Source organism: Geobacillus sp. FJAT-46040 (assembly GCF_002335725.1).
GTDB classification, from domain to species: domain Bacteria; phylum Bacillota; class Bacilli; order Bacillales; family Anoxybacillaceae; genus Geobacillus; species Geobacillus thermoleovorans.
In genome coordinates this window covers 1,430,580-1,456,630 of sequence record NZ_NISS01000001.1, presented here as the reverse complement: position 1 = coordinate 1,456,630, position 26,051 = coordinate 1,430,580, and the positions used below count along the sequence as shown (strand labels likewise).

The window sequence follows — 26,051 nt, the reverse complement described above, 5'->3', positions numbered from 1 at the left end:
CGCCCGTTTGTCGTATTGAAAAGGGAAAGAAACGTGGGAGGGGAAATGGATATGGCAAACGGAACAACACGGTGGCTTGATGATTGCACGCCTCGGGCGCTTGAGCGTTTTGCCGATGAATTGATCGCTATGGCCGAGCAAAGGGAGAACGAAGCCCGGCGCCGGTTTTACGAAGGGATGGCGGTGGGGGCGAAACTCATCGCGCTCCGTTGGGAAGGAAAATGTGCCTATATTGATGATCATTTGCTTGATAACGTATACGAGGCGTTGGCTGTCTTCTCATTGGAAAAACTTGAGGAAACGCTGGCCTTGGAGGCAGAAGAGGCGCATGGCGGCGGCCGCTGCTCATTTTGTCTCAAAGAAAAACCAAGGCTGGCCAAAGGTCCGCTGGCGGCAATTTGCGACGATTGCCTGCAGTTTGGGCTGCAAGTGATCGCCAAGCAGCCGTAATCGAGGCGGCGGTCATCGTGAAGGCGATGGCCGTCGTTTTTCTGCATAGCGGATAAGCGGGTAGGACAAGGCGAGCAACACGGCGATAAAGGGGTGACGCCGCTCCAATGAAAATGCGCCTAGACGCAGCCGCCGGCTGTTCCGGCAAGGCTTCCCTAAATCATACATTGATGATGGGAAGGCGCGGCAGGGAATGCCAAACGTTTCATGAACGCTCCATAAAGACCGTTCCATCGGGCATCGTGGTTCGTTCTCAAAGCCTGATTCTCCCATGGCCAACATGTGCAAAAGATGGAGCGCCAAAGGGGACGAAGGCCAAAAGAAGAGAGGAGGAAGGAGAATGATTCCGGTCGTAACATCTGATGAAATGTACGCCATCGACCGAGAAGTGACGGAGCGGATCGGCATCAGCGCTGATTCGTTGATGGAAAACGCAGGGCAGGCGCTGTTTCGGGTGCTGAAAGGGCGGATTCCGCGCGCTGATAGGGTGGCGGTGCTTGCCGGGGCGGGCAACAACGGCGGGGATGGATTTGTCGTTGCCCGTATGTTGAAAAGCTGCGGCTACGAAACCGATGTATGGCTCATTCCACCAAAGGAAAAGGTGAAAGGAGCGGCGCGCACCGCGCTTGAGGTGTACGAGCGGTCCGGGTATTCGTGGATTCCGTATGAAGGGAATGAACAAGAGTTTGCGATGCGTGCGCCGCACTACGACGTGATCATTGATGCGCTCCTTGGCATCGGCGTGAAAGGCGAGGTTCGCTCTCCGTATCAAGAAATCATTGAACAACTGAACCGCTCGCGGGCTGTTGTGTATGCAATCGATGTGCCAAGCGGGGTGCCGGCGGATGGCGGTGATGTCGCCGCGGCCGTTCGCGCGGATATGACGCTCACCATTCAATGCCCGAAGCTTGGGGCGTACACATTCCCAGCGGCCGATTATTACGGGGAACTCGCTGTTGTAGATATCGGCATTCCGCCGCTCGTGGTCAAAACGAATGCAGCCCGTCGGTTCGTGTGGGAGCGAAGCGATGTCATGCGGACGATGCCAAAGCGGAGGCGGTCCTCGCATAAAGGAACGTATGGCAAACTGCTTGTAGTCGGCGGATCGAAAGCTATGGCAGGAGCAGTGACGCTCGCCGCCAAGGCAGCGCTGCGAAGCGGGGCCGGACTTGTGACCATGGTTGTTCCAGAAACAGTGTACGAAGCGGTTGCCAATCGGATGCCCGAGGCGATGTGCAGGCCATGGCCGGCCGAAGGGGGAGCGTTTGCCGGCGCGGCCGATTGGGACGGGCTGGATGTCGATGCGCTCGCCGTTGGTCCAGGCATGGGGAGAACGGAAGGGGTGCGCCGTCTTGTTGGGGAGTTGGTGCGAAAGCCGGTGCCCCTTATCCTCGATGCCGATGCCCTATTTTTCTGGGATGATTACGCCGAACAGGTGCGCCGCCGAAGCGCGCCGACGGTGATCACCCCGCATCCGGGGGAAATGGCGCGCATCGTCCGTCGCTCCATTCGCGAGGTCGAGCACGACCGCTTTGGGTTATCCAAGCGGTTGGCGATGGAATATGGCGTGTATGTCGTGTTGAAAGGGCCGTATACGATTGTTACGGCGCCGGATGGATCGCAATATGTCAACACGACCGGCAACCCGGCTTTGGCGAAAGGCGGCAGCGGTGACGTGTTGACGGGCATCGTGGCGGCGTTTTTGTTGCAGCACGAGGCGGTGCAGCCTGCGGTGAGCAATGCGGCGTTCGTGCATGGAAAGGCTGCTGATTGGCTTGTTCAACACGGTCATTCGCCTTGGGATGTATTGGCGTCGGATGTTGTGGAGGCCTTGCCGGCTGTGCTCGCTTCGCTGGCGTGATCAACCGGTCCATTGAAAGGGGCGCTGGGGGATGAAAACGATCCAGCTGGCTTGCGAATAACCGGCTGGCGTTTTCTTTCTTCCAGCCTTCTGCGCATAAGGCATGTGGTTCGGGCGCAAACTTTACCGCTGAGGCCGTATTTGCGGCTGCAGCTGTAATCGTTGGTTTATCAGCCGACAATCTTCCACTGATCGCTGGGCTGCGCCCTTCACGCGCTTGAAGCGGGAGTCTTCTTTCGAAACGATGATCAACGTTGCGGAAAGGCGGAAGTTCCATTTTTGGACAAACATGGATATCATGAATGTAGAAATAGAAGAAGGGAGATGGGAATCATGTCGCAATTTGTTTGGCTCGAGACGGAGGAGGAAGTAAGAAGCGCTTTTCCGGTCATGCGGGAGCTGCGCACTCATTTGGATGAAGAAACGTATATCGCGCTTGTGCGTGAAGCGCAAGAAAAAGAAGGGTATAAGCTTGCGGCGTTATATGATCAGGACAAAATGGTTGCCGTTGTCGGATTCATGCCGATGATCACGCTCTATAACGGCCGTTTTATCTTAATTAGGCGAGAAGACTCCCACTTCAACGAAGCGAAGCGGAGTAAGTGGGAGATGAATCGCCTTAACTATATTTTGCTGAAAATAGGATAGATTCAGTAAAATATAGTATCATATAGTTAGATGGGAGGTGAAAAAATGTATTTTTGTATCAAACAACAGCTAAATGGTTTGACCAAAGAAGAATACTTGACTCTTCGAGAACTGTGCCATATTGCCAAGAACATGTACAACGTCGGATTGTACAATGTCAGACAATACTATATAAATTGAAATAAAGGTTTTCTCCCGTTCCACGGCGAATAAATACAAAGAGAAAATAGGGGAACGGAGAGAAAACTATGATGCCAAATCACAAAGACGAGATCGAAAAGTTGTCCACTGCCATGAAAGAAGCAAAAAGTAAACGAGCATATGAACGCTACCAAGCGATTTATCTTCATTTGCAGGGATATACCAAAGGAGAAATCGCAACGATTATTGGTCGATCCAAGAAAACTATTTATAACTATATTCATGCCTACGCCCAGCGCGGTCTTGATGGACTGGAGATGAAATACTCACCTGGCGCCCCACGTCGATTGACCCCTGAGCAGGAAAAAGAGCTGGCTTTGATCATTGAACATCAGCTCCCCGTAGATGTGGGATTCGAAGCAAAATATAATTGGACGCTTGCGATAATCGCTGAACTCATTCAACAAAAGTGGGGGCCAACATACACGCTTCGCGGAACAAGTGACATTCTGCATCGGTTAGGGCTAAGCTATACGAAACCGACCTATACACTAGCCAATGCCGATGAAGAGAAACAAAAAGAATTCGTCGAAATCACCTTCCCTGAAGTAAAAAAAACTGGTAGATGGGAACATCGCCCATGTCCTCTTTCAAGATGAGTCGATGATTCGTGATTACCAAGCGATTCAAAAAACATGGTTTGTCAAAGGAAAACAACGAATCATTCCGACGTTTGGAAAACATCAAGGGCTGAAGCTGATTGGCACGTTGAACTACGAAACAGGGGAAGTGTTTTGCATCGAAGAAGAACGCTATATAGGTTGTAATAAAGAATTTCCGATCTCCATGTCCCGTCTTTATCACCTGACAAGCTGGCACGGTGACAAGAAGAGCGAACAATACCATGGAAAACAAAATGGCAACTTATATATGACGCGGAAACATTTCTTCGATTTCTTCAACTTGTGTTAGAACGCTATCCCACAGGCAAAATAGTGATGATTTTAGATAACGCTCGAATTCACCATGCCAAACTCATTCAGCCATTTTTAAAAGAACACGAAGATCGGTTAGAGCTCGTCTTTTTGCCACCATACAGTCCGCAATTGAACTTGATTGAAGGGCTATGGAAATGGCTGAAATCAGACGTGATTTACAACGTGTTCTATTCGAGTGTGCAAGAAATTAGAAAGAATGTCCAAGCCTTTATTCAGCGAATCAACCAGAAACCAGAACAAACGATCGATCGTTTGTGTGTTCAGTTGTAAATCTTTAATTCAACTTACATAGGAAAAAAGACAAATCAAAACTTTGTCAATATTCCTCTCGGTAACATAAAAGAAAAACTAGAATATCTTTGTGAATTTTACGGCATTGAATTCTTGAAACAGGAAGAATCCTATACGTCTCAAGCCAGCTTTTTTGACGGCGATGAGATTCCTGAATATAATGCCGACAATCCAAAAGAATATAAGTTCAGCGGCAAACGTATTAAGCGCGGCTTGTATCGAACAAAGTCTGGCAAACTAATTAATGCTGATGTCAATGGCGCATTAAACATCTTAAAGAAAAGTAAAGCTGTAGACCTGAGTGTCTTATGCTCTAGCGGCGAAGTGGACACGCCTCAAAGAATAAGGATTGCTTGAAGCAGTCAAACTTCTTTGGAAGCCCCCACTTCAAATTTTCGCTAGAAAATTAAGTGGGGGTAGTTCACGGACAAGGCGGATCGGGAACGTTATTTAGAACAAGTCGAGCTTGTCAAAATCGCCAAACATACGGTAACCGACAAAGAAGCGCTGCGCCGGTTGTTGGAAGAAGACCGGGACCGCGGCTATACGGTCAGCTATTCTGAGCTGGAAAACTATTCGGCCGCCGTTGCGGTGCCGATTTTCAACCATGAAGGCGCGGCGGTTGCCGGGCTGAGCGTTGCCGGGCCGGAACAACGCTTTTCGCCAGATGATGTGGCGCGCATCGTTCCGCGATTGAAGCAGGCGGCGATGGACATTTCGCGCGAACTCGGCTTTCGGGGGAAGGGATGATGGTGGAGTATACGTTGTTTCCATTATGCGAATATGCGGTGACGGTTCGGTTTTCAGACCGCATTGACGAGGACGTGAATGATATCGTCCACCAAACGGCCGCCCGGCTTCAGGCCGAGCGAAAAGAAGGCATCGAGGAGATCGTGCCGGCGTTTTCGTCGCTCACCATCTACTATGATCCATTGGTGATCGATTACATCGGCATAGGCGCATGGCTAAGGAAAAACATCAGGCGGTCTGAACAAGCGGTGCGGCGTTCGGCGCGGACGGTCGTCATTCCCGTCTGTTACGGCGGCGAATTCGGTCCGGATTTGCCGGATGTCGCTCGTTTCCATGGGATGACAGAAGACGAAGTGATAGCGCTCCATTCGGCCGGACGCTACCGAGTTTATATGATCGGCTTTTCTCCTGGATTTGCCTATTTAGGAGGGCTGTCGCCGCGCTTGGCGACGCCAAGGCGGTCGGTGCCGCGCACAAAAGTGCCTGCCGGTTCGGTCGGCATCGCCGGCGGACAGACGGGCGTCTACCCGCTTGCGACGCCGGGCGGCTGGCAACTGATCGGTCGAACGCCGCTGAAGCTGTTTGACCCGCACCGAGAGAAGCCAAGTTTGCTTGCGGCTGGCGATATCGTCGCGTTTCAGCCGATTGGGGCTGATGAATTTGCACGTTGGAGCGAGGAACATGATTGACGTCATCGAGGCTGGGTTGTTTACAACCGTGCAAGATGGCGGGCGTTTTGGCTACCGGCATGCCGGCGTGCCGGCGGGCGGGGCGATGGATGCGTGGGCGTATCGCCTGGCTAATGCGCTTGTCGGCAACAACGGTGATGAGGCGGTGCTTGAGGCGACGATGGCCGGACCGACGCTTCGGTTTCGCGTCGAGGCCGTCGTTGCGGTATGCGGCGGCGATTTCCCGTGCACGCTCAATGGGCGTCCGTTTGCACTTTGGAAGCCGATGGCTGTCGAGCCGGGCGATGTGCTCGAAGTAGGGGTGTGTCGGACGGGTTTTCGGGCGTATATCGCTGTATCAGGCGGCATCGACGTCCCGCCCGTGATGGGCAGTCGTTCCACGTACGTTCCAGCCCAGCTTGGCGGGCTTTCAGGCCGCCCGTTGCAGCGGGGCGATGCACTGCCGGTCGGCGTTACTCATGGGCGTCGTGTTATCGGCCGGATGCGTTGGGGTCTTGCTTCGGCCGCCCGCCGCTATATCGGTGGGAAAACGAAAACGGTGCGCGCTGTCCCCGGCCCGGAGTATGGCGAGTTTACGCCGGCGAGCCGCCGCCAGTTTTTCGCCGCCCGCTATGAGGTGACGACGCAGTCCGATCGGATCGGCTATCGGCTTTCTGGACGGGCGTTGGCGCTTGTGCGCGAGCGGGAGATGGTCTCGGAAGCGGTCGTTTTCGGCACGGTGCAAGTCCCGGCATCCGGCCAGCCGATCGTGTTGATGGCCGACAGCCAGACAACCGGCGGCTACCCGCGCATCGCTCAGGTTGCGTCTGTGGATTTGCCGATTCTCGCGCAGGCTCGTCCGGGTGACTTTATCCAATTTCAGCCGATCGAGCCGGAAGAAGCGATGTGGCTTTATCGGGAACAACAGCAACGGCTGGCTCAATGGATTGCGGCCATTCGCCGTCAATGGGAGGGAGAACAGTGAGGACGATTGATTTGAATTGCGATTTCGGCGAAAGCTTTGGGGTGTATAGGCTTGGGCAGGAAGAAATCTTATCGTACGTGACCTCTGTCAACATCGCCTGTGGGTTTCACGCCGGCGACCCGCTCGTCATGCGGCGGACGGTGCAACTCGCCATCCAGCATGGCGTTGCCATCGGCGCCCATCCGGGGTTTCCGGACTTGTTTGGCTTCGGACGACGCGCCATGGCCGTTTCGCCAGAGGAGGTATACGCCTATGTAGTCTACCAAATCGGCGCGCTGGCTGCGTTTGTGAAGGCGGAAGGCGGCGTGATGACGCATGTTAAGCCGCACGGCGCCTTGTACAATATGGCGGCGAAAGACGCGGCGCTGGCCGAAGCGATCGCCAAAGCGGTGCATGATGTCGATCCGATGCTTGTCTTATACGGCTTGTCGGGAAGCGAACTCATCCGCGCCGGCCGCGCCTGCGGCTTGCGGACGGCGAGTGAAGTGTTCGCTGATCGCACCTACCAGGCGGACGGTTCGCTCACCCCAAGAAGCGATCCGCGCGCCATCATCGCGGATGAAGACGAAGCGGTCATGCAAGTGCTCACGATGATCCGTGACCGGCGCGTCCGCTCGGTGCAAGGGACAGACGTGTCGATTGAAGCCGACACTGTCTGCCTGCACGGCGACAATGAGCAGGCGGTGCGGTTTGCCAAGCGGCTGCGTGAAACGCTGCAAAAGGAAGGCGTCGCCATTGAGGCGATGCGGCAGGAGGAGAGACGATGAAGAAAGCCGGAACACCATATTTGGCGCCCTTGCCGTCTTCTTTAATGGTGTATATGGGCGTGTGCACTGCCATGCAGCAGCTGCCGAATAAGCGCCTTAAGCAGGAAACTCGCTTAGGGCGCTGTTTTCATTTGGAGCTGTTTATTGCTTCTTCTAACTTATACCGATTTTTTGGCTGGATCAATGAAATGGCCTTCATGACAGTCGATCTTCAATTGGTTACAATAACAAAGAGAGGTGACGGAACGAGAAAGGAGTACAAAAGGATGCACTACGCCATTCCGACAGTGGTGGTCAGCGAATGCCTCGGCTTTTCTGCCTGCCGGTATAACGGCGATATCATTCACAATTCGTTTGTCTCTCGTTTAGGGGAGTTTGCTCGGCTTGTGCCTGTATGCCCAGAAGTGGCCATTGGGCTTGGGGTTCCGCGGGAGACGGTCCGACTTGTGAAACGAGGCGAGGAAAGGCGGCTTGTGCAGTCGTCGACGAACCGAGATTGGACGAGGGAAATGAATTTGCCACCTCCTTTGTTTTTGACAGAGGCGGAGCGGGCCGCGCCCCCTGGATACTCTTTGTTCAGCGCGGTGCAGTTTGGATACGTTTTGATTTTGGCTGCCGCTTCGGCCGAACGGAACGAGTCGAAGAAAAAGCTGGCTGCGAGCGCAAAGGAAAGGACAAGCGGGATCACGAATCTCATCATGTGTTCCTCCTCTTTGCAACATAATGGTAAGCTTTTCTAGAATTGCCATATTGGCTTTTGTCTATCAACCAAAAACGAACAAGCAAATGATGACGGGCCAAGAAAGGGGAAACGGTATGCACGGAGCAGACATCAAAGCGATCGTCTGCCGCCTGTTGTAGGCGGTGTATTTTTTGTTTTGTATATTCAGAAAATTATTGAAAATATTCATGAAAGCGTGTACAATAAAAAATAGTCGGCTATATACCAACTGGTCAGTAAAAAAAAGCTATCCAATGCTGCTTGCGTGGAGGCTGCCGCAGTGAACGATCGCGTGAAAAGGAGGAGGAAAACGGAATGAATACGAGACATTACCCGTATTGGCCGAAACGGCTCTCAAAAACGCTGGCTGTGCCGGAGACGACGCTGGTCGACCATTTGGAAACAACGGCGAAGCGCTATCCGAACAAAACGGCGATTTACTATTACGGAGCCGTGTATTCGTACAAACAGTTGCTCGATGAAGTGAACGCGTTGGCCGGCTATTTGCAGCAAAAGCTGTCCGTCAAACCGGGCGACCGCGTTCTATTGTACATGCAAAATTCTCCGCAGTTTGTCATCTCCTACTATGCCATTTTGCGCGCTGAAGCGATCGTCGTGCCGATCAATCCGATGAACACCTCAGAGGAGCTTTCCTTTTACGTCAATGATTGCGAAACGAGAGTCGCCATCGTTGGACAGGAGCTGCTTGACAAAGCGGCCCCGCTCCTTGGACGAACGGCGTTGGAACAAATCATCGTCGCCGCTTATTCTGATTATGCTTCCGATGAATCGCCGGTTTCGCTTCCGGCTGAAGTGGCGGCGCCGCGGCGGGCCATTGGGGATGAGCGCATTCTTTTATGGGCGGACTGCCTCGGCGCCCAATTGCCGCCGCTTCCATACAACGGCCATGTTGATGACATCGCCGTCTTGCCATACACATCCGGGACGACCGGGGTGCCAAAAGGCTGCATCCACCCGCACCGGACGGTGAACGCCAACATCGTCGGCGCCTACCACTGGGGCGATGTGACGAGCGATTCGGTCGCGTTGGCGACGCTGCCGTTTTTCCATGTCACGGGGATGGTCCATAGCATGCATACGCCGATTTTCGCCGGCGCCGCCATGGTGTTGATGACGCGCTGGGATCGGGACGCGGCCGCCCGGCTGATTGAATTGCACCGCTGCACGCATTGGGTGAACATCAGCACGATGCTGATCGACTTTTTGGCCAACCCGGCGCTTGGCCGGTATGACATTTCCTCGCTTTCGAGCATTTCCGGCGGCGGAGCGGCGCTTCCGGGAGCGGTCGGGGAAAAATTGTTCCAGCTCACCGGCGTCCGTTATTTTGAAGGCTACGGGCTGACGGAGACGATTTCGCAGACGCATTTCAATCCGCCGGACCGGCCGAAATTGCAATGTCTCGGCGTTCCGTCGTTTGACGTCGACGCGCGCATCATTGACCCGGCGACGGGGCGGGAGCTTGGCGTCGGCGAAGTCGGGGAGATCATCGTTTGTGGCCCGCAAGTGTTCCGCGGCTATTACCGGCGTGAAAAAGAAACGGAAGAAGCGTTCATCGAGCTCGACGGCAAGCGGTTTTTCCGCACCGGCGACATCGGGCGGATGGATGAGGAAGGCTACTTTTTCATCGTCGACCGCGTCAAACGGATGATCAACGCTTCTGGATACAAAGTGTGGCCGACCGAAGTCGAGTCGCTTTTGTACAAACATCCGGCTGTTCAGCAGGCGTGCGTTGTCGGCGTGCCGGATCCGCGCCGCGGCGAAACGGTGAAGGCGTTTATCGTCCTTCATGACGAGTATGTCGGCAAAGTAACGGAAGAAGAGATCATTGAATGGTCCAAGACGCAAATGGCGGCGTACAAATATCCGCGCCTCGTTGAATTCCGCTCATCGCTGCCGATGACGTCAAGCGGCAAGCTGCTTTGGCGGAAACTGCAGGAAGAGGAGTATGAAAAAGCGGGGAAAGGGGTGAACAACTGATGGCGGAGATGGTAGAAACGGTATGCGGGCCGGTGCCGGTGGAACAGCTTGGCAAAACGCTCATCCACGAGCATTTCCTCTTCGGTTATCCAGGGTTTCAAGGCGATGTGACGCGCGGCACGTTCCGTGAAGACGAGGCGCTTCGCGTCGCAGTCGAGGCGGCGGAAAAGATGAAGCGGCACGGCATTCAAACGGTTGTCGATCCGACGCCGAACGATTGCGGGCGCAACCCGGCGTTTTTGCGGCGTGTCGCTGAAGAGACGGGGCTGAACATTATTTGCGCCACCGGCTATTATTATGAAGGGGAAGGGGCGCCGCCGTACTTCCAATTCCGCCGGCTTCTCGGAACAGCAGAAGATGACATTTACGACATGTTTATGGCCGAGCTGACCGAGGGCATTGCCGATACCGGAATCAAGGCGGGTGTCATCAAGCTCGCCTCGAGCAAAGGGCGCATCACCGAGTACGAAAAGATGTTCTTCCGCGCCGCCGCCCGCGCGCAAAAAGAGACGGGCGCGGTCATCATCACCCATACGCAAGAAGGAACGATGGGGCCGGAACAAGCCGCCTATTTGCTTGAGCACGGCGCCGATCCGAAAAAAATTGTCATCGGCCATATGTGCGGCAACACGGACCCGGACTATCATCGAAAGACGCTCGCTTACGGCGTTTACATTGCGTTTGACCGCTTCGGCATCCAAGGGATGGTCGGCGCGCCGACCGATGAGGAGCGGGTGCGGACGCTCCTTGCTCTGCTCCGCGATGGGTACGAGAAACAAATTATGCTGTCGCATGACACTGTCAACGTTTGGCTCGGTCGTCCGTTTACGCTGCCGGAACCGTTTGCGGAAATGATGAAAAATTGGCATGTCGAGCATTTGTTTGTGAACATCATCCCCGCGCTGAAAAATGAAGGAATCCGGGACGAAGTGCTTGAGCAAATGTTCATCGGCAATCCGGCGGCGCTGTTCTCGGCTTGACGCCGTTTGTAAGGTCGGTAAAAACCGCGCTTTCTGCAAAATCGTTGTTGCGAACGCGCGGAAAAGCGGTTGTTTATCATCCTAAACCGAGAAGACCCCACACTTCCACGCGTGAGCGTAGGTGGGAGAGCGTTTAAGAGCGAAATCTCCATGGTCCGAGCGTTTTTTTCGTTCCATCACCAGCTTTTTTGGGCAACGTTGTGTTGCCTGCAAAAGGCTGTTCAAAAGGTGAATAGAAAACCGCCGTCATCAGGCTTCAATTGGCCGACGGCGGTTTTTTTGTTTGGACAGGGGTCCGTTTTTTTTCCATTCTCATGAATAATTTTCCTGTTGGGTTGAACAATAAGGAAAGACATGAGTAAAAGCGAAAGGGGGAGAAAAGGTGCCGTCCATCGAAAAGAGACTCCTGCTCTTCTCTTTCGTTGCCATCGCCTTGTACGTGTCGCCGTACTTTGTGCTCGGTGAAGATGCGCATATGCGCGTTCATGACAATTTGGATTCGAACATCGCCTGGTATAAGGTGCTCACTCGAAGCGGTGAGCTGTTCGGACCGGTCGATGGCGTCATTCCGCAAATCATCAACGGCCTGCCGCGCAACGCGTTCGGCACAGAATTCAGCGGCATCGTTTGGCTTCACGCCCTGTTTCCATCCATTTACGCCTATGGGCTCAGTCAAGCCGCAACCCGCGTATTGGCGTTCATCGGCATGTATTTGCTGCTGCGAAAACATGTGCTGCCGGGCGAGCGCTGGGGATGGATTCGCATCGGCTCTTCGTTGACGTTTGCCTTGACGCCGTTTTGGCCATCGGGAATGTTAAGTACGCTCGGGATGCCGCTTGCGCTTTGGGCGTTTTTAAACATTCGGGGCGGCGAGCGTTCATGGGTGAACTGGGCGGTGTTGACGCTTTTGCCGCTCTATTCGAGCTTCGTGCTTGGATTTTTCTTTTTCTTGAGCGCGCTTGGGATTTGGTGGCTCATTGATGTCATCCGCGGCAAGGGTTGGAATTGGCGGTTTTTGGCGGCCATCGTCTATATGACGATGCTCTATTTGGCGGTCGATTACCGGCTTGTCCATTCGCTCTTGTTTTCCAATGAGCCGACAAGCCGCGACGAATATTTCCACGCCCGTCTGCCGCTTTGGCGCGTCATCCGGCTGACGTTCAAAAACTATGTGCTCGGCCACACCCACGTCATGACCGTGCATGGGCTCGTCATTTTACCGGTGACGCTCGTTGCCTTGTACATTGTATGGAAGCGGAAAAGCTGGCGGCGGGAGAAACTGTTTTTGATTTTGCACGGGTTGAACTTCGCGCTGTCGACATGGTATGCGTTTTGGTTTTACAAAGGATGGCTGCCGCTCACCGAACGGTTTGATTTGCTCGATAAGTTCAATTTCGCCCGCTACCATTTTTTGCGGCCAATGGTGATTTACGTCTTGTTTGCACTGGCGCTGAAAATTTTTTGGCAGGAAGGCCGAAGGTGGCGGGCGGTCGGTGCGGCGGCCATTGTCTTGCAGCTTGTCGTGCTTGCTTTATGCAATGAGGAAATCGTCTACCGCGACAAGCCGTCGTTTCGCGAGTTTTACGCGGAAAAGCAGTTTGCCGCCATTCGCCGCTATATCGGCCGCCCGGTGCATACATACCGTGTCGCCAGCATCGGCATCCACCCGGCGATCGCTCAATACAACGGCTTTTACACACTCGATACGTACAACAACTTTTATCCGCTCGAATACAAGCATCGGTTTCGCCGCATCATCGCCAAGGAGCTTGCGAAAAACAAAAAACTGCGCGAGTATTTCGATGAATGGGGCGGGCGCTGCTATTTGTTCGTCGATGAGCTCGGCAAGCGGTATATGTTTCAGAAAAACTCGAAGCGGACGATTCGCAGCTTGGAATTGAACACAAACGTGTTTTATAACATGGGCGGGCGCTACATTTTTTCAGCGCTGCCGATTGAAAATGCCGACGAAAACGCCTTGCGCCTTGAGCGGGTGTTCCGTTCCAAAGAGTCCGCGTGGACCATCTATTTATACAAAGTCGTGCCGGAGGGAGGAAGGTGACATGTTCGAACCGACGTTGGCTATTGTTGTGCCGTGTTACAACGAAGAAGAGGTGCTGCCGGAGACGATCCGCCGCTTACGGGAGTTGCGCGAACAATTGATTGAAGAGCAGCTCATTTCATCCAACAGCGCGCTTTTGTTCGTTGATGACGGCAGCTGTGATGACACATGGAAGATCATATACAAAGCGAGTTTGCGTCACCCGGAAGTGAAAGGGCTGAAACTGGCGCATAACGCCGGCCACCAAAACGCGCTGCTTGCTGGGCTGTTCGCCGCGAAAAGGCATGCCGATTGCCTCGTTTCGATCGACGCCGATTTGCAAGATGATGTAGCGGCGATTCGGGAATTTGTGCAAAAGTTTCGTGAAGGCTATGACATCGTCTACGGCGTGCGCCGGCGGCGCGATGCCGATACATGGTTCAAGCGCCATACGGCGCAAGGGTTTTATCGGTTGATGAAGGCGTTTGGCGTCGATCTCGTTTACAATCACGCCGACTATCGCCTTATGAGCCGGCGCGCTGTGGACGCGCTTGAACAGTTCGGGGAAGCGAACTTGTTTTTGCGCGGCATCGTTCCACTTTTGGGCTTTCGGTCGGCGACGGTTTATTATGACCGAAAAGAGCGGCTGGCCGGGAAAACGAAATATCCGCTGAAAAAAATGATCGCCTTTGCGCTTGACGGCGTGACGTCGTTCAGCGTCACCCCGATCCGTTTCATTTCGCTCGTTGGGTTTCTCTCGTTTGTCGTCAGCTTGATGTTTGGCGCCTATTTTCTTTTTCTCAAATGGGTCGGGCATACGGAAACGGGTTGGACGTCGCTCATTACGTCCATTTGGCTGTTAGGAGGGTTGCAACTGATGGCGCTCGGGCTGATTGGTGAATATATTGGAAAAATTTATAAAGAAACAAAACGGCGGCCACGCTATATCATCGATTTGGATTTGTGGAATTGGCCGCTGCCGCAGCGGCTGTCGCCGGCGGCGCCGTCCGAAGAGGGAGGGGCGGCCGAATGGACGCGTTCGTAATGGAACAAAAAGGGAGGTGCGCTTTGGCGGCCGCCTTTTTTCTTTGTCTTGCAATTCAAAAAAAGAAAGAGTAGACTGATGGATGGGGAGAATGGATCATTCTATTGGCCGAAAGTACGGCGAAAGCCAGTGTATGGCCGGCGAAAGGGCTTGGAAAGGGGAGAAACCGGAAATGGCCAATTGGCATGAATGGGCGGAACTGCTCGAGCGGGTAAGAGAGGAGAATCCGCTCGTCCATAATATCACGAATGTCGTTGTGACGAATTGGACGGCGAATGGATTGCTTGCGCTTGGCGCTTCGCCGGTGATGGCGTATGCGAAAGAGGAAGTGGGCGAGATGGCGAAGCTCGCTGGAGCGCTTGTCCTCAATATTGGGACGTTGAATGACAAAGAGGTGGAAGCGATGCTTGTCGCCGGCCAGGCAGCCAATGAAGCCGGCGTGCCGGTCATTTTCGATCCGGTCGGGGCCGGGGCCACGCGCTACCGGACGGAGACGGCGCGCCGCATCGCGGAACAAGTCAAGCTTGCCGTGATCCGTGGCAATGCGGCGGAGATCGCCAATATGATTGGTGAGGCGTGGACGATTAAAGGAGTCGATGCCGGCGGCGGCAGCGGCGATCGAGTGGCGTTGGCCAAACGGGCGGCGGAGCAGCTCGGCGCCGTTGTCGCGATTACTGGAAAAGAGGACGTCGTTGCGGACGGACAGACGACGTATCTTATTCAGAACGGCCATCCGTTGTTGACGAAAGTGACCGGAGCGGGCTGCTTGCTGACATCGGTCATCGGAGCGTTTGCGGCCGTTGAGCGCGATGCGGCGGCAGCGGCGGTGGCCGCGCTTGTGTATTACGGCGTCGCAGCGGAGCAGGCGGCGGCCAAAGCCGGGGAGCGCGGACCGGGCAGTTTCCAGACGGCGTTTTTGGACGCGTTGGCGTATACAAGCGTCGATGATGTCAAACGGCATGGCCGGGTGGAACAACGGTAAAAGGGGAGGAGAAACACGATGGTGTACAAAGCGTTGACGATTGCCGGGTCGGACAGCGGCGGCGGCGCCGGCATTCAGGCTGACTTGAAAACGTTCCAGGAGCTCGGCGTCTTTGGCATGTCAGCGATCACGGCGGTGACGGCGCAAAACACCCTTGGCGTGCAAGGAGTCTATCCGCTCTCGGCGGAAGCAGTCGCCGCCCAGATCGAATCGGTGGCCGCCGATTTAGGCGCGGATGCGGTGAAAACCGGCATGCTCTTTAGTGCCGAGATCATTCGTACGGTTGCTGAACAAGTGAAAAAACATAAATGGGAGCGGCTGGTCGTCGACCCGGTGATGATCGCCAAAGGCGGCGCTCCGCTGTTGCAAGAGGAAGCGGTGGCCGCGCTGAAAGAAGAGCTGCTGCCGATGGCGCTTGTCATTACACCGAACATTCCAGAAGCGGAAGCGTTGACAGGCGTTGTCATCCGCACGATGGATGACCGCCGCGAAGCCGCGCGCCTCCTCCACCGGATGGGCGCCCGCTATGTCGTCGTGAAAGGCGGCCATGACGATGATGGCGAAGAAACCGTCGACTTGCTGTATAACGGCAGCGAATTTTCCTATTTTAAAAGCAAGCGAATTGACACGCGCCATACGCACGGAACCGGGTGTACATTTGCCGCGGCGATCGCCGCTGAGCTGGCGAAAGGGCGGCATCCTGTCGACGCTGTCGCGACGGCGAAGGCGTTTGTGCAATCGGCGATTGCCCACCCGCTCGGCATCGGCCAAGGCCATGGGCCGACGAACCATTGGGCGTACCGCCAATATGGAGAGTGAGAACGATGGTGCGCATCGCGAGCGGCGAAATGAAGGAGCGGCTGGCTGTTTACTTCATTATGGGAAGCCAAAACAGCGAACGTCCGGCCGCCGATGTGCTGAAAGAAGCGCTTGACGGCGGTGTGACGTTGTTTCAATTCCGCGAAAAAGGGCCGGGCGCTTTAAAAGGGGCGGACAAAGAGGCGCTCGCCCGGCAGCTGCAGCGCCTTTGCCGCGCTTATGGGGTGCCGTTTATCGTCAACGATGACGTCGAGCTGGCCCTCGCCATTGATGCCGACGGCGTCCATGTCGGTCAAGACGATGAGGACGCGCGGCGCGTGCGGGAAAAAATCGGCGATAAAATTTTGGGCGTCTCAGCGCACAACGTCGAAGAAGCGATGGCGGCCGTTGAGGCGGGCGCCGATTACCTCGGCGTCGGCCCGATTTACCCGACCAGTTCGAAAGAGGATGCAAAGGAAGCGCAAGGACCGGATGTTCTCCGCCGCTTGCGCGAAGCCGGCATCACCATTCCAATCGTCGCCATTGGCGGCATTACGGCTGCGAACGCCAAAACCGTTGTGGAAGCCGGGGCGGATGGAGTATCCGTCATCAGCGCCATCGCTTCGGCTCCGTCGCCAAAGGCGGCGGCCGCCGCCTTAGCGGAAGCGGTGCGGGCAGCCCGCACGCGCTGAATGAAAAAGTCGGTTTCCACTTGTAGGCAAAGCGCCATAAATGGAAAAAGGTGTCCCGTTGATATTTCGGGACACCTTCTTTTTTGACTGCTAGGTCGTTGTCTGCCGCCAGTTCGGCCATCGCCATTCCAACAGCGGCCGCACGAGCCGGACGACCGGATTGCTTCCAAGGATGAGCATCATGGCAACCGACAGTGCAAGCAGAAGCGGATAGCCGTGCACATCCATAATAAAGTCTGGGAATGGCGTCTCGTGCAAATATTTTAAAATAAACCCGTGCAAGATATAGATGTAAAACGTGCGCGCCCCGAGCACGGAAAAGGAGAAGCGACGGCTCGGGATGAGCGACAGAAAGCCAAACATCATGAGCAGGCTCGCCCCATAAATGGCGAGGCGGCTCGCAATGCCGGCTGATTCCGAGACGCCGAGCGTATCGTACGATTTCGAGCCGTACAGCCAATCTTGCGGCAAATCCGGAAACCCGAAATGGATGACGAAAAACATGCCAACAAGCACGAATAGCGAAACGAGGCGCACTGGGGCGGCAAACAAGCGCTCGATCGCCGACTTTTGAAAGAAAAATCCAAGCAAAAAGAACGGGAAAAACGTGAGCGTTCGCGACAAGCTCAGCCATTTTTCCACTTCCATCATCCCGCCGGCAAGGCCGAAAAGAAGCGCCATCGGCAATGCGATCCGCTTTGGCAGCCGGCCGAACCATAACAGCAGCACGTTCCAGCTAAACAGGCTGAGCAAAAACCATAAACTCCAATGCGGGGTCAATAAGTCAAGTTCCAGCGACTGTTTGTCATACAGGAAGAAATAGTAGATCGAATACACCAGCTGGAACAGAACGTACGGGATGAGCAATTTTTTCGTGATCTTTTGCAAGTAGCCGTGCTCGTGGAATTTTTTTGCGAAATAGCCGGAAATGAAAACGAACGCCGGCATGTGGAAAAAGAAAATCCACACATACAAGCTGTGCACCCATAAGACGTCATCAATGTACGGGCGCAGAAAGTGGCCAAACACGACGAGGAGCATGAGCGCGCATTTTGCGTTGTCAAAATAATAGTCCCGCTCCTTCATCCTATTTCGCGCAGGAGACTCCCACTTCAACGACCAAAGGGAGTAAGTGGGAGAGGAATGCGCGTTCCCCCCTTTCTTTTGTGTATGATATAATAAAGGCGTGGAGAAAACCGTTCAATAAAGGCACTCCAATCACGGCTACTCGATGTATGGAGTTGGTTACAGGAAACGTTGTAACCGTAAAACATCGAGCGTAGGTCCGTCTGTTGTGTGTGGAAGCCAAGTACTGCCAACAGACACACCGAGAGAATCGGTAACGATGCAGGCATGACCTGCGTCGTTGGGTAGTCGTCAACCTGCCCCCTGATGCAACCCCAAGTCAAGGAAGGAGGACGAAGTCCGTTTGCACTTCTGGGGAGTTGCAAGCCCCCACTTCAAGCGTTAGCTAAGTGGGGGTAGTTGACAGTGTTTCCTCCTTTCTGTACACACCAATTCGAATCATACTCCTTCTTTTTGAGGGAGTCAACGCAGGAAACGAAGCGATGGGATGTCCGCTGTCATCAGTTTGCCAAAGAAAGGTGATGATTCGGTGAAAAACGATCGGCGCGAAATAGGCGATATGACGCAGTTGCTTGAAATCATCAACGCCAAAGGAGACGAAGGCGAGCTTCATGAGATTGTCTGCAACGACGAGTTGTTTTGGAAAAGCTTGCGGGCACAGGCGGAAGACAGTGCGAAAGGAGGGGAGTAAATGGAACTGTTGCGGGCGAAGCGAATGGCTGAAGCCGGGGAGATCGTTCCGGTGATGTATAAAGGGAAACAAGTGGTGATTCAGCACGTCGATGATGAGCGCGAAATGGCTCGCGTTTATTTCACCGATGAGCCGGAACACGAACAAGACGTACCGGTGCGACTGCTTGAGGAACAATGAGAGATGTGCAAATTGTCGCCGTTTTGTCAAGGGAAAGACGATGACACTGTCTGTTCTTCTATGGTATAATGACTCAAGAAACGACGCTTGAACATTGGAGTGACAAACATGAACATCGGCTTTGGAGAAATTGCGCTCATCGTCTTTTTCGCTTTGCTCATTTTCGGGCCGAAAAAGCTGCCGGAGTTAGGACAAGCGGCCGGGAAAACGCTGCGCGAATTTAAGAATGCGACAAAAGGCATCATCGACGATGACGAGACGACAAAAGCGCAAAAATAAGAGGTTGGGCATAGAGGCCTGGCCTCTTATTTTTGCATTTCGTCCGTGACCAGCCATTTCCTCCGCGATGCGGCAAAAAAGAGACAAGCTCTGTCAAGGGGCGCCATATACATATATATGGAGGCATGTTGGCTCGTTGGGATAAGCCGTGGCGGAGGGGTTTCGTGATGATCAAAAAAATGGCGGCGGTGATTGTCGGCAGTCTGCTTCTTGGCGTTGGCATCAACGTCTTTTTAGTCCCTCACCATTTGCTTGATGGGGGGATGATCGGGCTCGGGCTGATCGCCAAATACGTGTGGCACGTTCAGGCTGGGTTGACGATGATCGTCTTAAGCGTTCCGCTTTATGCAGCCGCATGGTTTTACTACCGCCCGTTTTTTTACAACAGCTTGCACGGACTTTTATTTTCCTCATGGATGATTGACGTATTGTCCGTTTTGCGCGGCGTGGTGGTGTTGGATCCGCTTTTGAGCGCGGTCATCGGCGGGGTGCTGGTCGGCGCGGGCATCGGCTTGATGCTGCGCGAGGAGACGAGCACGGGCGGGACCGACCTGCTCGCCCAGTTTATCGCTAGATGGACGAACTGGAACGTCGGGATCATCATTTTTGTCATTGACGCCTGCATTATTTCAGCTGGGAGCATGATCATCGACTCAGTGCCGTTTGTCCACTCGCTTGTCGTCGTCACGGTCGTCGGAGCGGTGACGACGATGTTGACGCGCGAAAAAACGATGGGGGTATAGCCCGAATCCCCATCGTTTTTCGTTTCAGCAGATAGGCGCTCCTCTATGGGAATGCGGCACCGAAGGCGCCGTTTCCGGCTGTTTGCTGATTTATGCTGTGGGGGAGTTTTAACATCGTTCGCACAGGAGATGAGAATTTTGTCCGTTTGACCTTTCCCAGCGACGAGTTCCCCAATCATTGGCGGAAGGAGCATCGGTTATTGCTTAGCCAGCTCGAGCGCGCGGTAGACGTTAATCAGCCCATAGCCGTAATACGGATCTTTTCCTCTCTCTCCCAAATCGTCAGCGCTTTCGAGAATAATGTCGCGCACTTCATCGTTCGAAAGCCGCGGGTTGACGGAGCGGATCAAAGCGGCGAGTGCGGTGACGTGCGGCGCGGCCATCGACGTGCCGGAAAGGGCGGCGTACCGGTGGCCGGCAAACGTGCTGGCAATGTTCGTTCCAGGCGCGACGACATCCACATAGTCGCCGTAGTTGGAATAAAGCGCATAGGAAAGATCCGGGTTGACAGCGCCAACACTGATCACTTCTGGATAAGCGGCTGGGAAGCTCGCCTGCGACGTGCTGTCGTTGCCGGAAGCGGCGACAAGCACGACATCATGAGCGTCGGCGTAGCGGATCGCTTCCTCAAGCACCGAGGACGGTTGGTAGTTGCCAAGGCTTAAGTTGATGACTTTTGCCCCGTGGTCGACCGCCCAGCGGATTCCTTTCGCTACATCAATGCTCGTTCCATAGCCGTCCGCATTTAATGCTTTGACGGCCATGATCGGGTTGAACCATGTCATGCCGGCGACTCCTTCGCCGTTGTTCGGCTGTGAGGCGATAATGCCGGCGACATGGGTGCCATGGCCATTTTCGTCATTCGGAGAGCGGTCGTCGGCCAATACGTTATATCCGGGCAGAAGGCGGCGGGTTAAATCGGGATGGGTCAAATCGACTCCGCTGTCGATGATGGCGACAGGCACATTCCGCTTGCCGCGCGACAGCGTCCAGCCGTCTTCGGTATGAATGGCCGGCAAGTTCCACTGGTAGCGGGCGTAAAACGAATCGTTCGGCACCGGCGCCGGCTTGTTCCACTCATTTTGCATGTAAATGTAGTGCGGTTCGCAATAATCAACCGTTGGAAGAGAGCGGAAATAGCGGCGCATTTCCTCATACGTTTGCTCGCGCGAGCGGAATACAAACACGTGGTCGACCTGCTTGATGAACTGGCCGGCGATGGCTGCCTCCATTTGTTGAAGACGGCTTTCCGATGGCAATGCCCGAAAGTGGACCACGATCTCATTGGCGAAATAATGGCTTCGGTCACCGCGGCGATTATGGAGGATTTCCCGAATGCGCGGGTGCTTGTTCAACTGCTGTTTCAGCTGCTCGCCTGCGCTTAAGCTGTCTAAGGCGACAACGGTTGGATGGGTGGGTGCGACCTCGGCGTCAAACGGCTTCAGCCGCGGTGGAGCCGGGGCGTTTTCTTCTGGAGCCGGTCGCCCCAAGACGGCTGCGGCAACGAGTAGAGCAACAACCGCGCTGGCCGCGGCCCATATTCGGTATCGGCGTTTCACGCTGTTCACCTCCTTTGTTGTTAGGATGGGCGATTGACGGACAAATCATGAAAAATGGGATTCACCTTTTGCCATGGTGAAATCCCATTTTCTTCTTCAGCGGCCGACTGATTGCATACAGATGCAGCGAGGAGCGGGCGGCGAGAGGAAGAGAGGTGTTTGTCCGCGCCGGTTGCATCCGCTGCCATGCCGGGGCGTATTTGACGAACAACCGAGTCATCGCTGCTGATGTAGTGGGCACCGAGCCGTCGCGGGCGAAAGCGCTGAAGAAAACAGAAAAAGTGTTTGGAGAGCCGGTGTTGTACGCTCCTGACACGCCGGTGCGGATTCCAAAAGGGGCGAAAGTGTTGAAAGTGCCAACTGATCAGTTAGACCGAGAACAAATCCGGCTCTCCTTTGCTCATGGAGATTCACCGGGAGGGTATAAAGTGCCGAGCCTGATCGGGCTCGCTTGGAGCGCTCCATACTTGCATGATGGCGGCGTGGCGGTTGGGCCGAACGGTGAGCTCGGGCTTTCGGGCACCGTTCAAAAAGGCATCGCCCCTGATGCGCGCAACAGTCTGCGGGCGCTGATCGACCGGACGTGGCGCGAGCGCGTCATCGCCGCCAACGCCAAGGACTCCGACTTGCGGACGGTGCATGTGACCGGCGCCGGGCACCGGTATTGGATCGACCGTCAAGCCGGATTTACGAAGGAAGAGCAAGAGGCGGTATTGGACTATTTGTTGTCGCTCACCTCGCGCTGACCGCATTGTGCGGTCGTTTGTTCTGCGCTCATGCCGCTGGGAATAGTTCCCTTGCAACGCTGTTATAAGACGGCTCACACTAATAGGCAAGGGAGGGAAAGCGATGAGCGAAACATGTTTTTACTGTCAGTGCGAGTTTCATCGGCATCACCTTTTTTCATCCATCTTGCCCATTTTCGCTGTTCGTCATGCAGGGAGGCGGATGGAAAACGTCGTCATGTTGTCGTCGGAAGAACAGCAGATATCCCCGCCGTGGTCTTCGATCACTTTTTTGCAAATGTACAGGCCGATGCCGGTTCCGAGTTTTTTCGTTGTAAAAAACGGCTCGAAAATCGTTTCCACAATGTCGGCTGGAATTGACGGACCGTTGTTGGCGATTTCGATGATGATGCTTCCGTCTTGGCAACGGGCCGCGATGTTGATCCGCCGCGGTTTTTCCCTCTCTTTCACCGCTTCGATCGAGTTGAGCAAAATGTTTACCAGCACCTGGCGCAGCTGATCTTTATAGGCAAATATATGTATGGATTCATCGATCGCCACCAAAAGGTCGACATCGCTGTCGACGATCGTGGCGTATAAAAACTCGATAATTTCCTCCAACAACTGGTACAGCGAAAACGTTTCTTTTTCGCTTTCAACAATTTCTTTGCGTGAGGCATGCAAAAATTGCGAAATGCGAAATTTCAGCTGCTGCAACTCATGGTCGATAATGTCTAAATAAGGAAGATGCGGATGCTCAAACTTCAATAATTGAATAAAACCAATAATAGCCGTAAGCGGATTGCGAAACTCATGGACAAAACTCGATGACATTTGCCCAAGCAGCGTCAGCCGGTCTTGATGCGATCTGGCAATGAGCGCGTTTTTTTCATGCTGTTCTTTTTCCTTTAACTCATTGTATTTTGTGATGGCATGAAACAGAAATTGGTCAAACAGCTCGTTCAAATGGTCGATGAGCGGGGACAGCTCGTCGACCGGCAGCGGCGCAGCGAGCGCGTGGTTGATGACGAGCCGCCTCCCAAGGTTGACGTTGTAGACGAGAACGCCGATGCCGACATTCATTTCCGCACGTTCTTTCGCGATTTTGTTGGCTAACCGTTCGACCGTCTCGCTAGATAGCGACCGCAACAGCGCTTCTTTGACCAGCTCAAACACTGCTAAGCCGTTTTGTTCGACATGATCGATGTATTTGTCATCGTCGGCAATTTTCATATGTTGCCGCCAATAGGCGAGAAAGTTCGGCAAATGGGCTTCTAAATGGGTGACGAGCTGCTGTGCCGCAGATGCCAAAAAAGCCACCTCGCTTTCCATCATTTATTTTCTGTAGATGAGCAAATTCACTGACATAAATTGACAACTAAACAAAAAAGGAGACATGAACCGGACTCCTTGGGTAAAATAGATGTGTTCAAAACCCATTCACACAAGGAGGTTCATGTCTCATGAATAGATTAGCACATCACCAAGGAATCCACAAGTTTTTCTTCACGCTGGGGTTGACGCTGCAGCTTTCCAAGCCGGTCATCAAGCATCTCATTCATATTGTCGATGCCTTGACCACCAAGGGATTCTCGGGAACATTGACTGATATTCATTACTGGAGCTTTCATCCGAATCATCGAACGACGCTCAGTCACTTTTTCACGAAAAGCCCTTGGAACGAGGAAAGGCTGCTTGGGAAGCTTCAAGAGTGGATCCTTTCCCAGGTCGAACGACTGGCCAAACGGAAGAATCAACCCCTTTTTGTTTCGATTGATGATACGATTTGCCAAAAAACAAAGCCTTCGTCACGGGCTGTGCACGCCATTCAAGGGTGCGACTGGCACTACTCGCATAAAGATCATCAATCGGTCTGGGGGCATTCGCTCGTTTGGCTGATGGTGCACACCTTCACGCAGGCGTTCCCATTTGCGTTCCGCCTGTATGACAAGAAAGCGGGAAAAAGCAAGATCGACCTGGCGATCGAGATGCTTTCCTCGCTCAAGGTGAAGCGGGCTCAGCCGGTGTATGTGCTCATGGATTCGTGGTATCCGTCCAAAAAGCTCATCGAAGCCTGTCTGAAACAGGGATTCCATGTCATCGCGATGCTCAAGACGAACCGGATTCTCTACCCGAAAGGCATCGCCATCCAAGCCAAGCAGTTTGCCCGCTATATCGAGTCCAAAGACACCCGCCTCGTCACGGTGGGGCAGGAGCGTTATCGCGTGTATCGCTATGAGGGGGCCATCCATGGCCTCGATGACGCGGTGGTGCTGCTGGCTTGGAAGGCGGATCAGCCGATGGCGCCGGAACATCTTCATTGCATCTTGAGCACCGACCGGGAACTCGGGGACGAAGACATCTTGCGTTACTACGCCCAGCGCTGGACGATCGAGTGCTTTTTCCGGCAGGCGAAAGATCAACTGAAGCTGGATGGATACCGCGTTCGCCACATTCGGGCGGTGAAACGGTATTGGGCGGTGGTGCTGTTGGCCTGCGTGTACAGCATCGCCGAATCCCGACAAAACCTCTCCACCGGGCTGGAGCTTCTTCGGTCGCGGAAAGACCACAGCGTCGTCGAGTTCATTTATGACGCTGCAAAGCAAGATATTCCCATTGATGTGATCAAAAAACAGCTCCGTATCGCGTAAGGGGTACCCTGTTTGTCTCTCTAACCATGGAAATTATTGTAATGAAAAATGCTCATCTACAGTTATTTTTTATTATAAGGGGGAATATCGGACTAGAACAGGGGAAAAATCGCAATCGGTCCGGCCAAACGAACGTCCTTTTGCGAAAAACGATCCAAAAACGCCTGGTGCTGCGGGCGGGACAGACTGTTTGAACGAAAAAAGAAAAATCATTTATAATGAATGAGGCAAACAAATATTTTGCTAAAGGTTGGGGACGATCGTGAAATTGTATGACTCGATTTTAGATTTGATTGGCGGCACGCCGATTGTAAAGTTGCAGCGTCTTCCTGACCCGGACGGCGCGGATGTGTATATGAAGCTTGAATCGTTCAATCCGGGCGGCAGCGTCAAAGACCGGCCCGCTTGGGAAATGATCCGCCGCGCCGAGGCGGAAGGGAAAATTGCACCGGGAAAAAGCACGATCATTGAACCGACGTCCGGCAACACCGGCATCGGCCTGGCCATGGTGTGCGCCGCCAGAGGTTACCGTTGCATCATTACGATGCCCGACAATGCGACGGTCGAACGGGTGAAAATTTTAAAGGCGTACGGAGCCGAAGTCTATTTGACGCCGGCGGAGAAGCGGATGCAAGGGGCGATCGATGAGGCAAACCGGCTTGCTGGCGAAATCCCTGACAGCTTTATTCCGATGCAGTTTGAAAATCCGGCCAATCCGGATGCACACCGGCATACAACAGCGGTGGAAATTTATGAAGCGTTTGATGGACGGCTCGATGCGTTCGTGTTAACCGCCGGCACCGGCGGGACGGTGACCGGAACAGGGGAGGAGCTGAAAAAACGCATCCCGAATTTGCGCATTTACGTCGTTGAACCGTACGGTTCGCCTGTGTTGTCGGGCGGCAAGCCGGGGCCGCACAAAATTCCCGGCACGGGTCCGGGGTTTATCCCGAAAATTTTAAATCGCTCGATTTATGATGACATTTTTTTGATCAAAGATGAGGATGCCCAACAGATGGCGCGCGAACTGGCGGCGAAGGAAGGCATTTTGGTCGGCGCTTCGGCCGCTGCCAGTGCCTATTACGCCATCAAAGTGGCGAAACAGCTCCCCAAAGGCGCCCGCGTCCTTTGCATGGCGCCCGATTCCGGCGAGCGGTATTTGTCATCCGATTTATTCGCTGATTAAGCGGACGGCGCATCGGCGAAAAAGCGAGGGCCGTTGGCTTCACTGCTCCTTGCCTTTCATGGGAAGAGAAGCATTCCTCTCTGCTAAACAGGAGAGGAATGTTTTTGTTTGCCGTTTTAGTTTACCGATCGTAAA

The 26,051-nt window shown here is 54.0% G+C and carries 23 protein-coding genes and 6 pseudogenes; 26 read left to right on the top strand and 3 right to left on the bottom strand.

The window, feature by feature from the left end; translation table 11 throughout:
• Positions 1 to 51: 51 nt before the first annotated feature.
• The 19 genes and pseudogenes from CD000_RS07795 to thiE all read left to right on the top strand — a co-directional run bounded on the left by CD000_RS07795 (position 52) and on the right by thiE (position 16,816).
• Positions 52 to 450 (top strand): hypothetical protein, encoded by a 399-nt coding sequence (locus tag CD000_RS07795; RefSeq protein ID WP_096225377.1) that lies wholly within the window; start codon positions 52 to 54, stop codon positions 448 to 450.
• A gap of 340 nt (positions 451 to 790) precedes the next feature.
• Positions 791 to 2,311 carry an NAD(P)H-hydrate dehydratase gene (locus tag CD000_RS07785; RefSeq protein WP_096225376.1) on the top strand — a complete coding sequence of 507 codons (1,521 nt, stop codon included), beginning with the start codon at positions 791 to 793 and terminating at the stop codon, positions 2,309 to 2,311.
• 333 nt (positions 2,312 to 2,644) lie between these two features.
• The gene (locus tag CD000_RS07780) at positions 2,645 to 2,959 is read left to right on the top strand and encodes a hypothetical protein (RefSeq protein WP_369806550.1); all 315 of its coding nucleotides are present in this window, start codon (positions 2,645 to 2,647) and stop codon (positions 2,957 to 2,959) included.
• A 45-nt stretch (positions 2,960 to 3,004) separates the two neighbouring features.
• A pseudogene (locus tag CD000_RS18115) lies at positions 3,005 to 3,130 on the top strand (RNA-guided endonuclease TnpB family protein); the annotation flags it as partial.
• Between the two features lie 77 nt (positions 3,131 to 3,207).
• A pseudogene (locus tag CD000_RS19650) lies at positions 3,208 to 3,910 on the top strand (IS630-like element ISBs2 family transposase); the annotation flags it as partial.
• Between the two features lie 116 nt (positions 3,911 to 4,026).
• Positions 4,027 to 4,368, top strand: a pseudogene (locus CD000_RS19645) (IS630 family transposase); the annotation flags it as partial.
• An 18-nt stretch (positions 4,369 to 4,386) separates the two neighbouring features.
• Positions 4,387 to 4,746: pseudogene (locus tag CD000_RS07765) on the top strand (zinc ribbon domain-containing protein); the annotation flags it as partial.
• 63 nt (positions 4,747 to 4,809) lie between these two features.
• Positions 4,810 to 5,139, top strand: a pseudogene (locus tag CD000_RS07760) (IclR family transcriptional regulator); the annotation flags it as partial.
• The gene (pxpB, locus tag CD000_RS07755; protein ID WP_096225375.1) at positions 5,136 to 5,828 is read left to right on the top strand and encodes a 5-oxoprolinase subunit PxpB; all 693 of its coding nucleotides are present in this window, start codon (positions 5,136 to 5,138) and stop codon (positions 5,826 to 5,828) included. The pseudogene CD000_RS07760 and the gene pxpB, both read left to right, overlap by 4 nt.
• Positions 5,821 to 6,792 carry a 5-oxoprolinase subunit C family protein gene (locus tag CD000_RS07750; protein WP_096225374.1) on the top strand — a complete coding sequence of 324 codons (972 nt, stop codon included), beginning with the start codon at positions 5,821 to 5,823 and terminating at the stop codon, positions 6,790 to 6,792. Before pxpB ends, CD000_RS07750 begins: the two co-directional genes overlap by 8 nt.
• On the top strand, positions 6,789 to 7,559 hold the full coding sequence (gene pxpA / locus CD000_RS07745) for a 5-oxoprolinase subunit PxpA (protein ID WP_096225373.1): 771 nt from the start codon (positions 6,789 to 6,791) through the stop codon (positions 7,557 to 7,559). The genes CD000_RS07750 and pxpA overlap by 4 nt, the downstream gene beginning before the upstream one ends.
• The gene (locus tag CD000_RS19560; RefSeq protein WP_369806549.1) at positions 7,556 to 8,299 is read left to right on the top strand and encodes a 2-thiouracil desulfurase family protein; all 744 of its coding nucleotides are present in this window, start codon (positions 7,556 to 7,558) and stop codon (positions 8,297 to 8,299) included. The genes pxpA and CD000_RS19560 overlap by 4 nt, the downstream gene beginning before the upstream one ends.
• A gap of 296 nt (positions 8,300 to 8,595) precedes the next feature.
• Entirely contained in the window at positions 8,596 to 10,278 is a 1,683-nt protein-coding gene (locus tag CD000_RS07735; RefSeq protein ID WP_096225372.1) for a long-chain fatty acid--CoA ligase, read from the top strand.
• The gene (locus CD000_RS07730; RefSeq protein WP_021322572.1) at positions 10,278 to 11,258 is read left to right on the top strand and encodes a phosphotriesterase family protein; all 981 of its coding nucleotides are present in this window, start codon (positions 10,278 to 10,280) and stop codon (positions 11,256 to 11,258) included. Before CD000_RS07735 ends, CD000_RS07730 begins: the two co-directional genes overlap by 1 nt.
• Positions 11,259 to 11,640: 382 nt before the next feature.
• Positions 11,641 to 13,320 carry a DUF6044 family protein gene (locus CD000_RS07725; protein ID WP_096225371.1) on the top strand — a complete coding sequence of 560 codons (1,680 nt, stop codon included), beginning with the start codon at positions 11,641 to 11,643 and terminating at the stop codon, positions 13,318 to 13,320.
• Position 13,321: 1 nt separating this feature from the next.
• Entirely contained in the window at positions 13,322 to 14,344 is a 1,023-nt protein-coding gene (locus CD000_RS07720; protein ID WP_096225370.1) for a glycosyltransferase family 2 protein, read from the top strand.
• A 172-nt stretch (positions 14,345 to 14,516) separates the two neighbouring features.
• On the top strand, positions 14,517 to 15,326 hold the full coding sequence (thiM, locus tag CD000_RS07715) for a hydroxyethylthiazole kinase (RefSeq protein ID WP_011231005.1): 810 nt from the start codon (positions 14,517 to 14,519) through the stop codon (positions 15,324 to 15,326).
• 18 nt (positions 15,327 to 15,344) lie between these two features.
• Positions 15,345 to 16,145 carry a bifunctional hydroxymethylpyrimidine kinase/phosphomethylpyrimidine kinase gene (gene thiD, locus CD000_RS07710; protein ID WP_011231006.1) on the top strand — a complete coding sequence of 267 codons (801 nt, stop codon included), beginning with the start codon at positions 15,345 to 15,347 and terminating at the stop codon, positions 16,143 to 16,145.
• Between the two features lie 5 nt (positions 16,146 to 16,150).
• Positions 16,151 to 16,816 (top strand): thiamine phosphate synthase, encoded by a 666-nt coding sequence (gene thiE, locus CD000_RS07705; RefSeq protein WP_011231007.1) that lies wholly within the window; start codon positions 16,151 to 16,153, stop codon positions 16,814 to 16,816.
• A gap of 90 nt (positions 16,817 to 16,906) precedes the next feature.
• Here thiE and CD000_RS07700 read toward each other — a convergent pair whose 3' ends face one another.
• Positions 16,907 to 17,902 (bottom strand): acyltransferase family protein, encoded by a 996-nt coding sequence (locus CD000_RS07700; RefSeq protein WP_096225369.1) that lies wholly within the window; start codon positions 17,900 to 17,902, stop codon positions 16,907 to 16,909.
• Between the two features lie 529 nt (positions 17,903 to 18,431).
• On the opposite strand from CD000_RS07700, the gene CD000_RS07690 reads away from it, so the two are divergent.
• The 4 genes from CD000_RS07690 (at position 18,432) to CD000_RS07675 (ending at position 19,795) form a co-directional block, all read left to right on the top strand.
• Entirely contained in the window at positions 18,432 to 18,593 is a 162-nt protein-coding gene (locus CD000_RS07690) for a hypothetical protein (RefSeq protein ID WP_011231009.1), read from the top strand.
• Complete coding sequence (locus CD000_RS07685; protein WP_011231010.1) at positions 18,594 to 18,773, top strand: H-type small acid-soluble spore protein; 180 nt, start codon at positions 18,594 to 18,596, stop codon at positions 18,771 to 18,773.
• 108 nt (positions 18,774 to 18,881) lie between these two features.
• Positions 18,882 to 19,052 (top strand): twin-arginine translocase TatA/TatE family subunit, encoded by a 171-nt coding sequence (locus CD000_RS07680; RefSeq protein WP_011231011.1) that lies wholly within the window; start codon positions 18,882 to 18,884, stop codon positions 19,050 to 19,052.
• A gap of 167 nt (positions 19,053 to 19,219) precedes the next feature.
• Positions 19,220 to 19,795, top strand: a complete 576-nt coding sequence (locus CD000_RS07675; protein WP_013145490.1) for a YitT family protein — start codon at positions 19,220 to 19,222, stop codon at positions 19,793 to 19,795.
• Positions 19,796 to 19,992: 197 nt separating this feature from the next.
• Here CD000_RS07675 and CD000_RS07670 read toward each other — a convergent pair whose 3' ends face one another.
• Entirely contained in the window at positions 19,993 to 21,354 is a 1,362-nt protein-coding gene (locus CD000_RS07670) for a S8 family peptidase (RefSeq protein WP_096225368.1), read from the bottom strand.
• Between the two features lie 119 nt (positions 21,355 to 21,473).
• Here CD000_RS07670 and CD000_RS07665 point away from each other — a divergent pair.
• Positions 21,474 to 22,100, top strand: a pseudogene (locus CD000_RS07665) (electron transport protein); the annotation flags it as partial.
• A 186-nt stretch (positions 22,101 to 22,286) separates the two neighbouring features.
• Here CD000_RS07665 and CD000_RS07660 read toward each other — a convergent pair.
• Positions 22,287 to 23,390, bottom strand: a complete 1,104-nt coding sequence (locus CD000_RS07660; RefSeq protein WP_096226258.1) for a sensor histidine kinase — start codon at positions 23,388 to 23,390, stop codon at positions 22,287 to 22,289.
• Between the two features lie 152 nt (positions 23,391 to 23,542).
• Between CD000_RS07660 and CD000_RS07655 the strand changes: the two genes are divergently transcribed.
• Together CD000_RS07655 and cysK are read left to right on the top strand one after the other, a co-directional pair.
• Complete coding sequence (locus tag CD000_RS07655; RefSeq protein ID WP_012748853.1) at positions 23,543 to 24,730, top strand: IS701 family transposase; 1,188 nt, start codon at positions 23,543 to 23,545, stop codon at positions 24,728 to 24,730.
• 262 nt (positions 24,731 to 24,992) lie between these two features.
• Positions 24,993 to 25,916 carry a cysteine synthase A gene (gene cysK, locus CD000_RS07645; protein ID WP_011231021.1) on the top strand — a complete coding sequence of 308 codons (924 nt, stop codon included), beginning with the start codon at positions 24,993 to 24,995 and terminating at the stop codon, positions 25,914 to 25,916.
• Positions 25,917 to 26,051 lie beyond the last annotated feature (135 nt).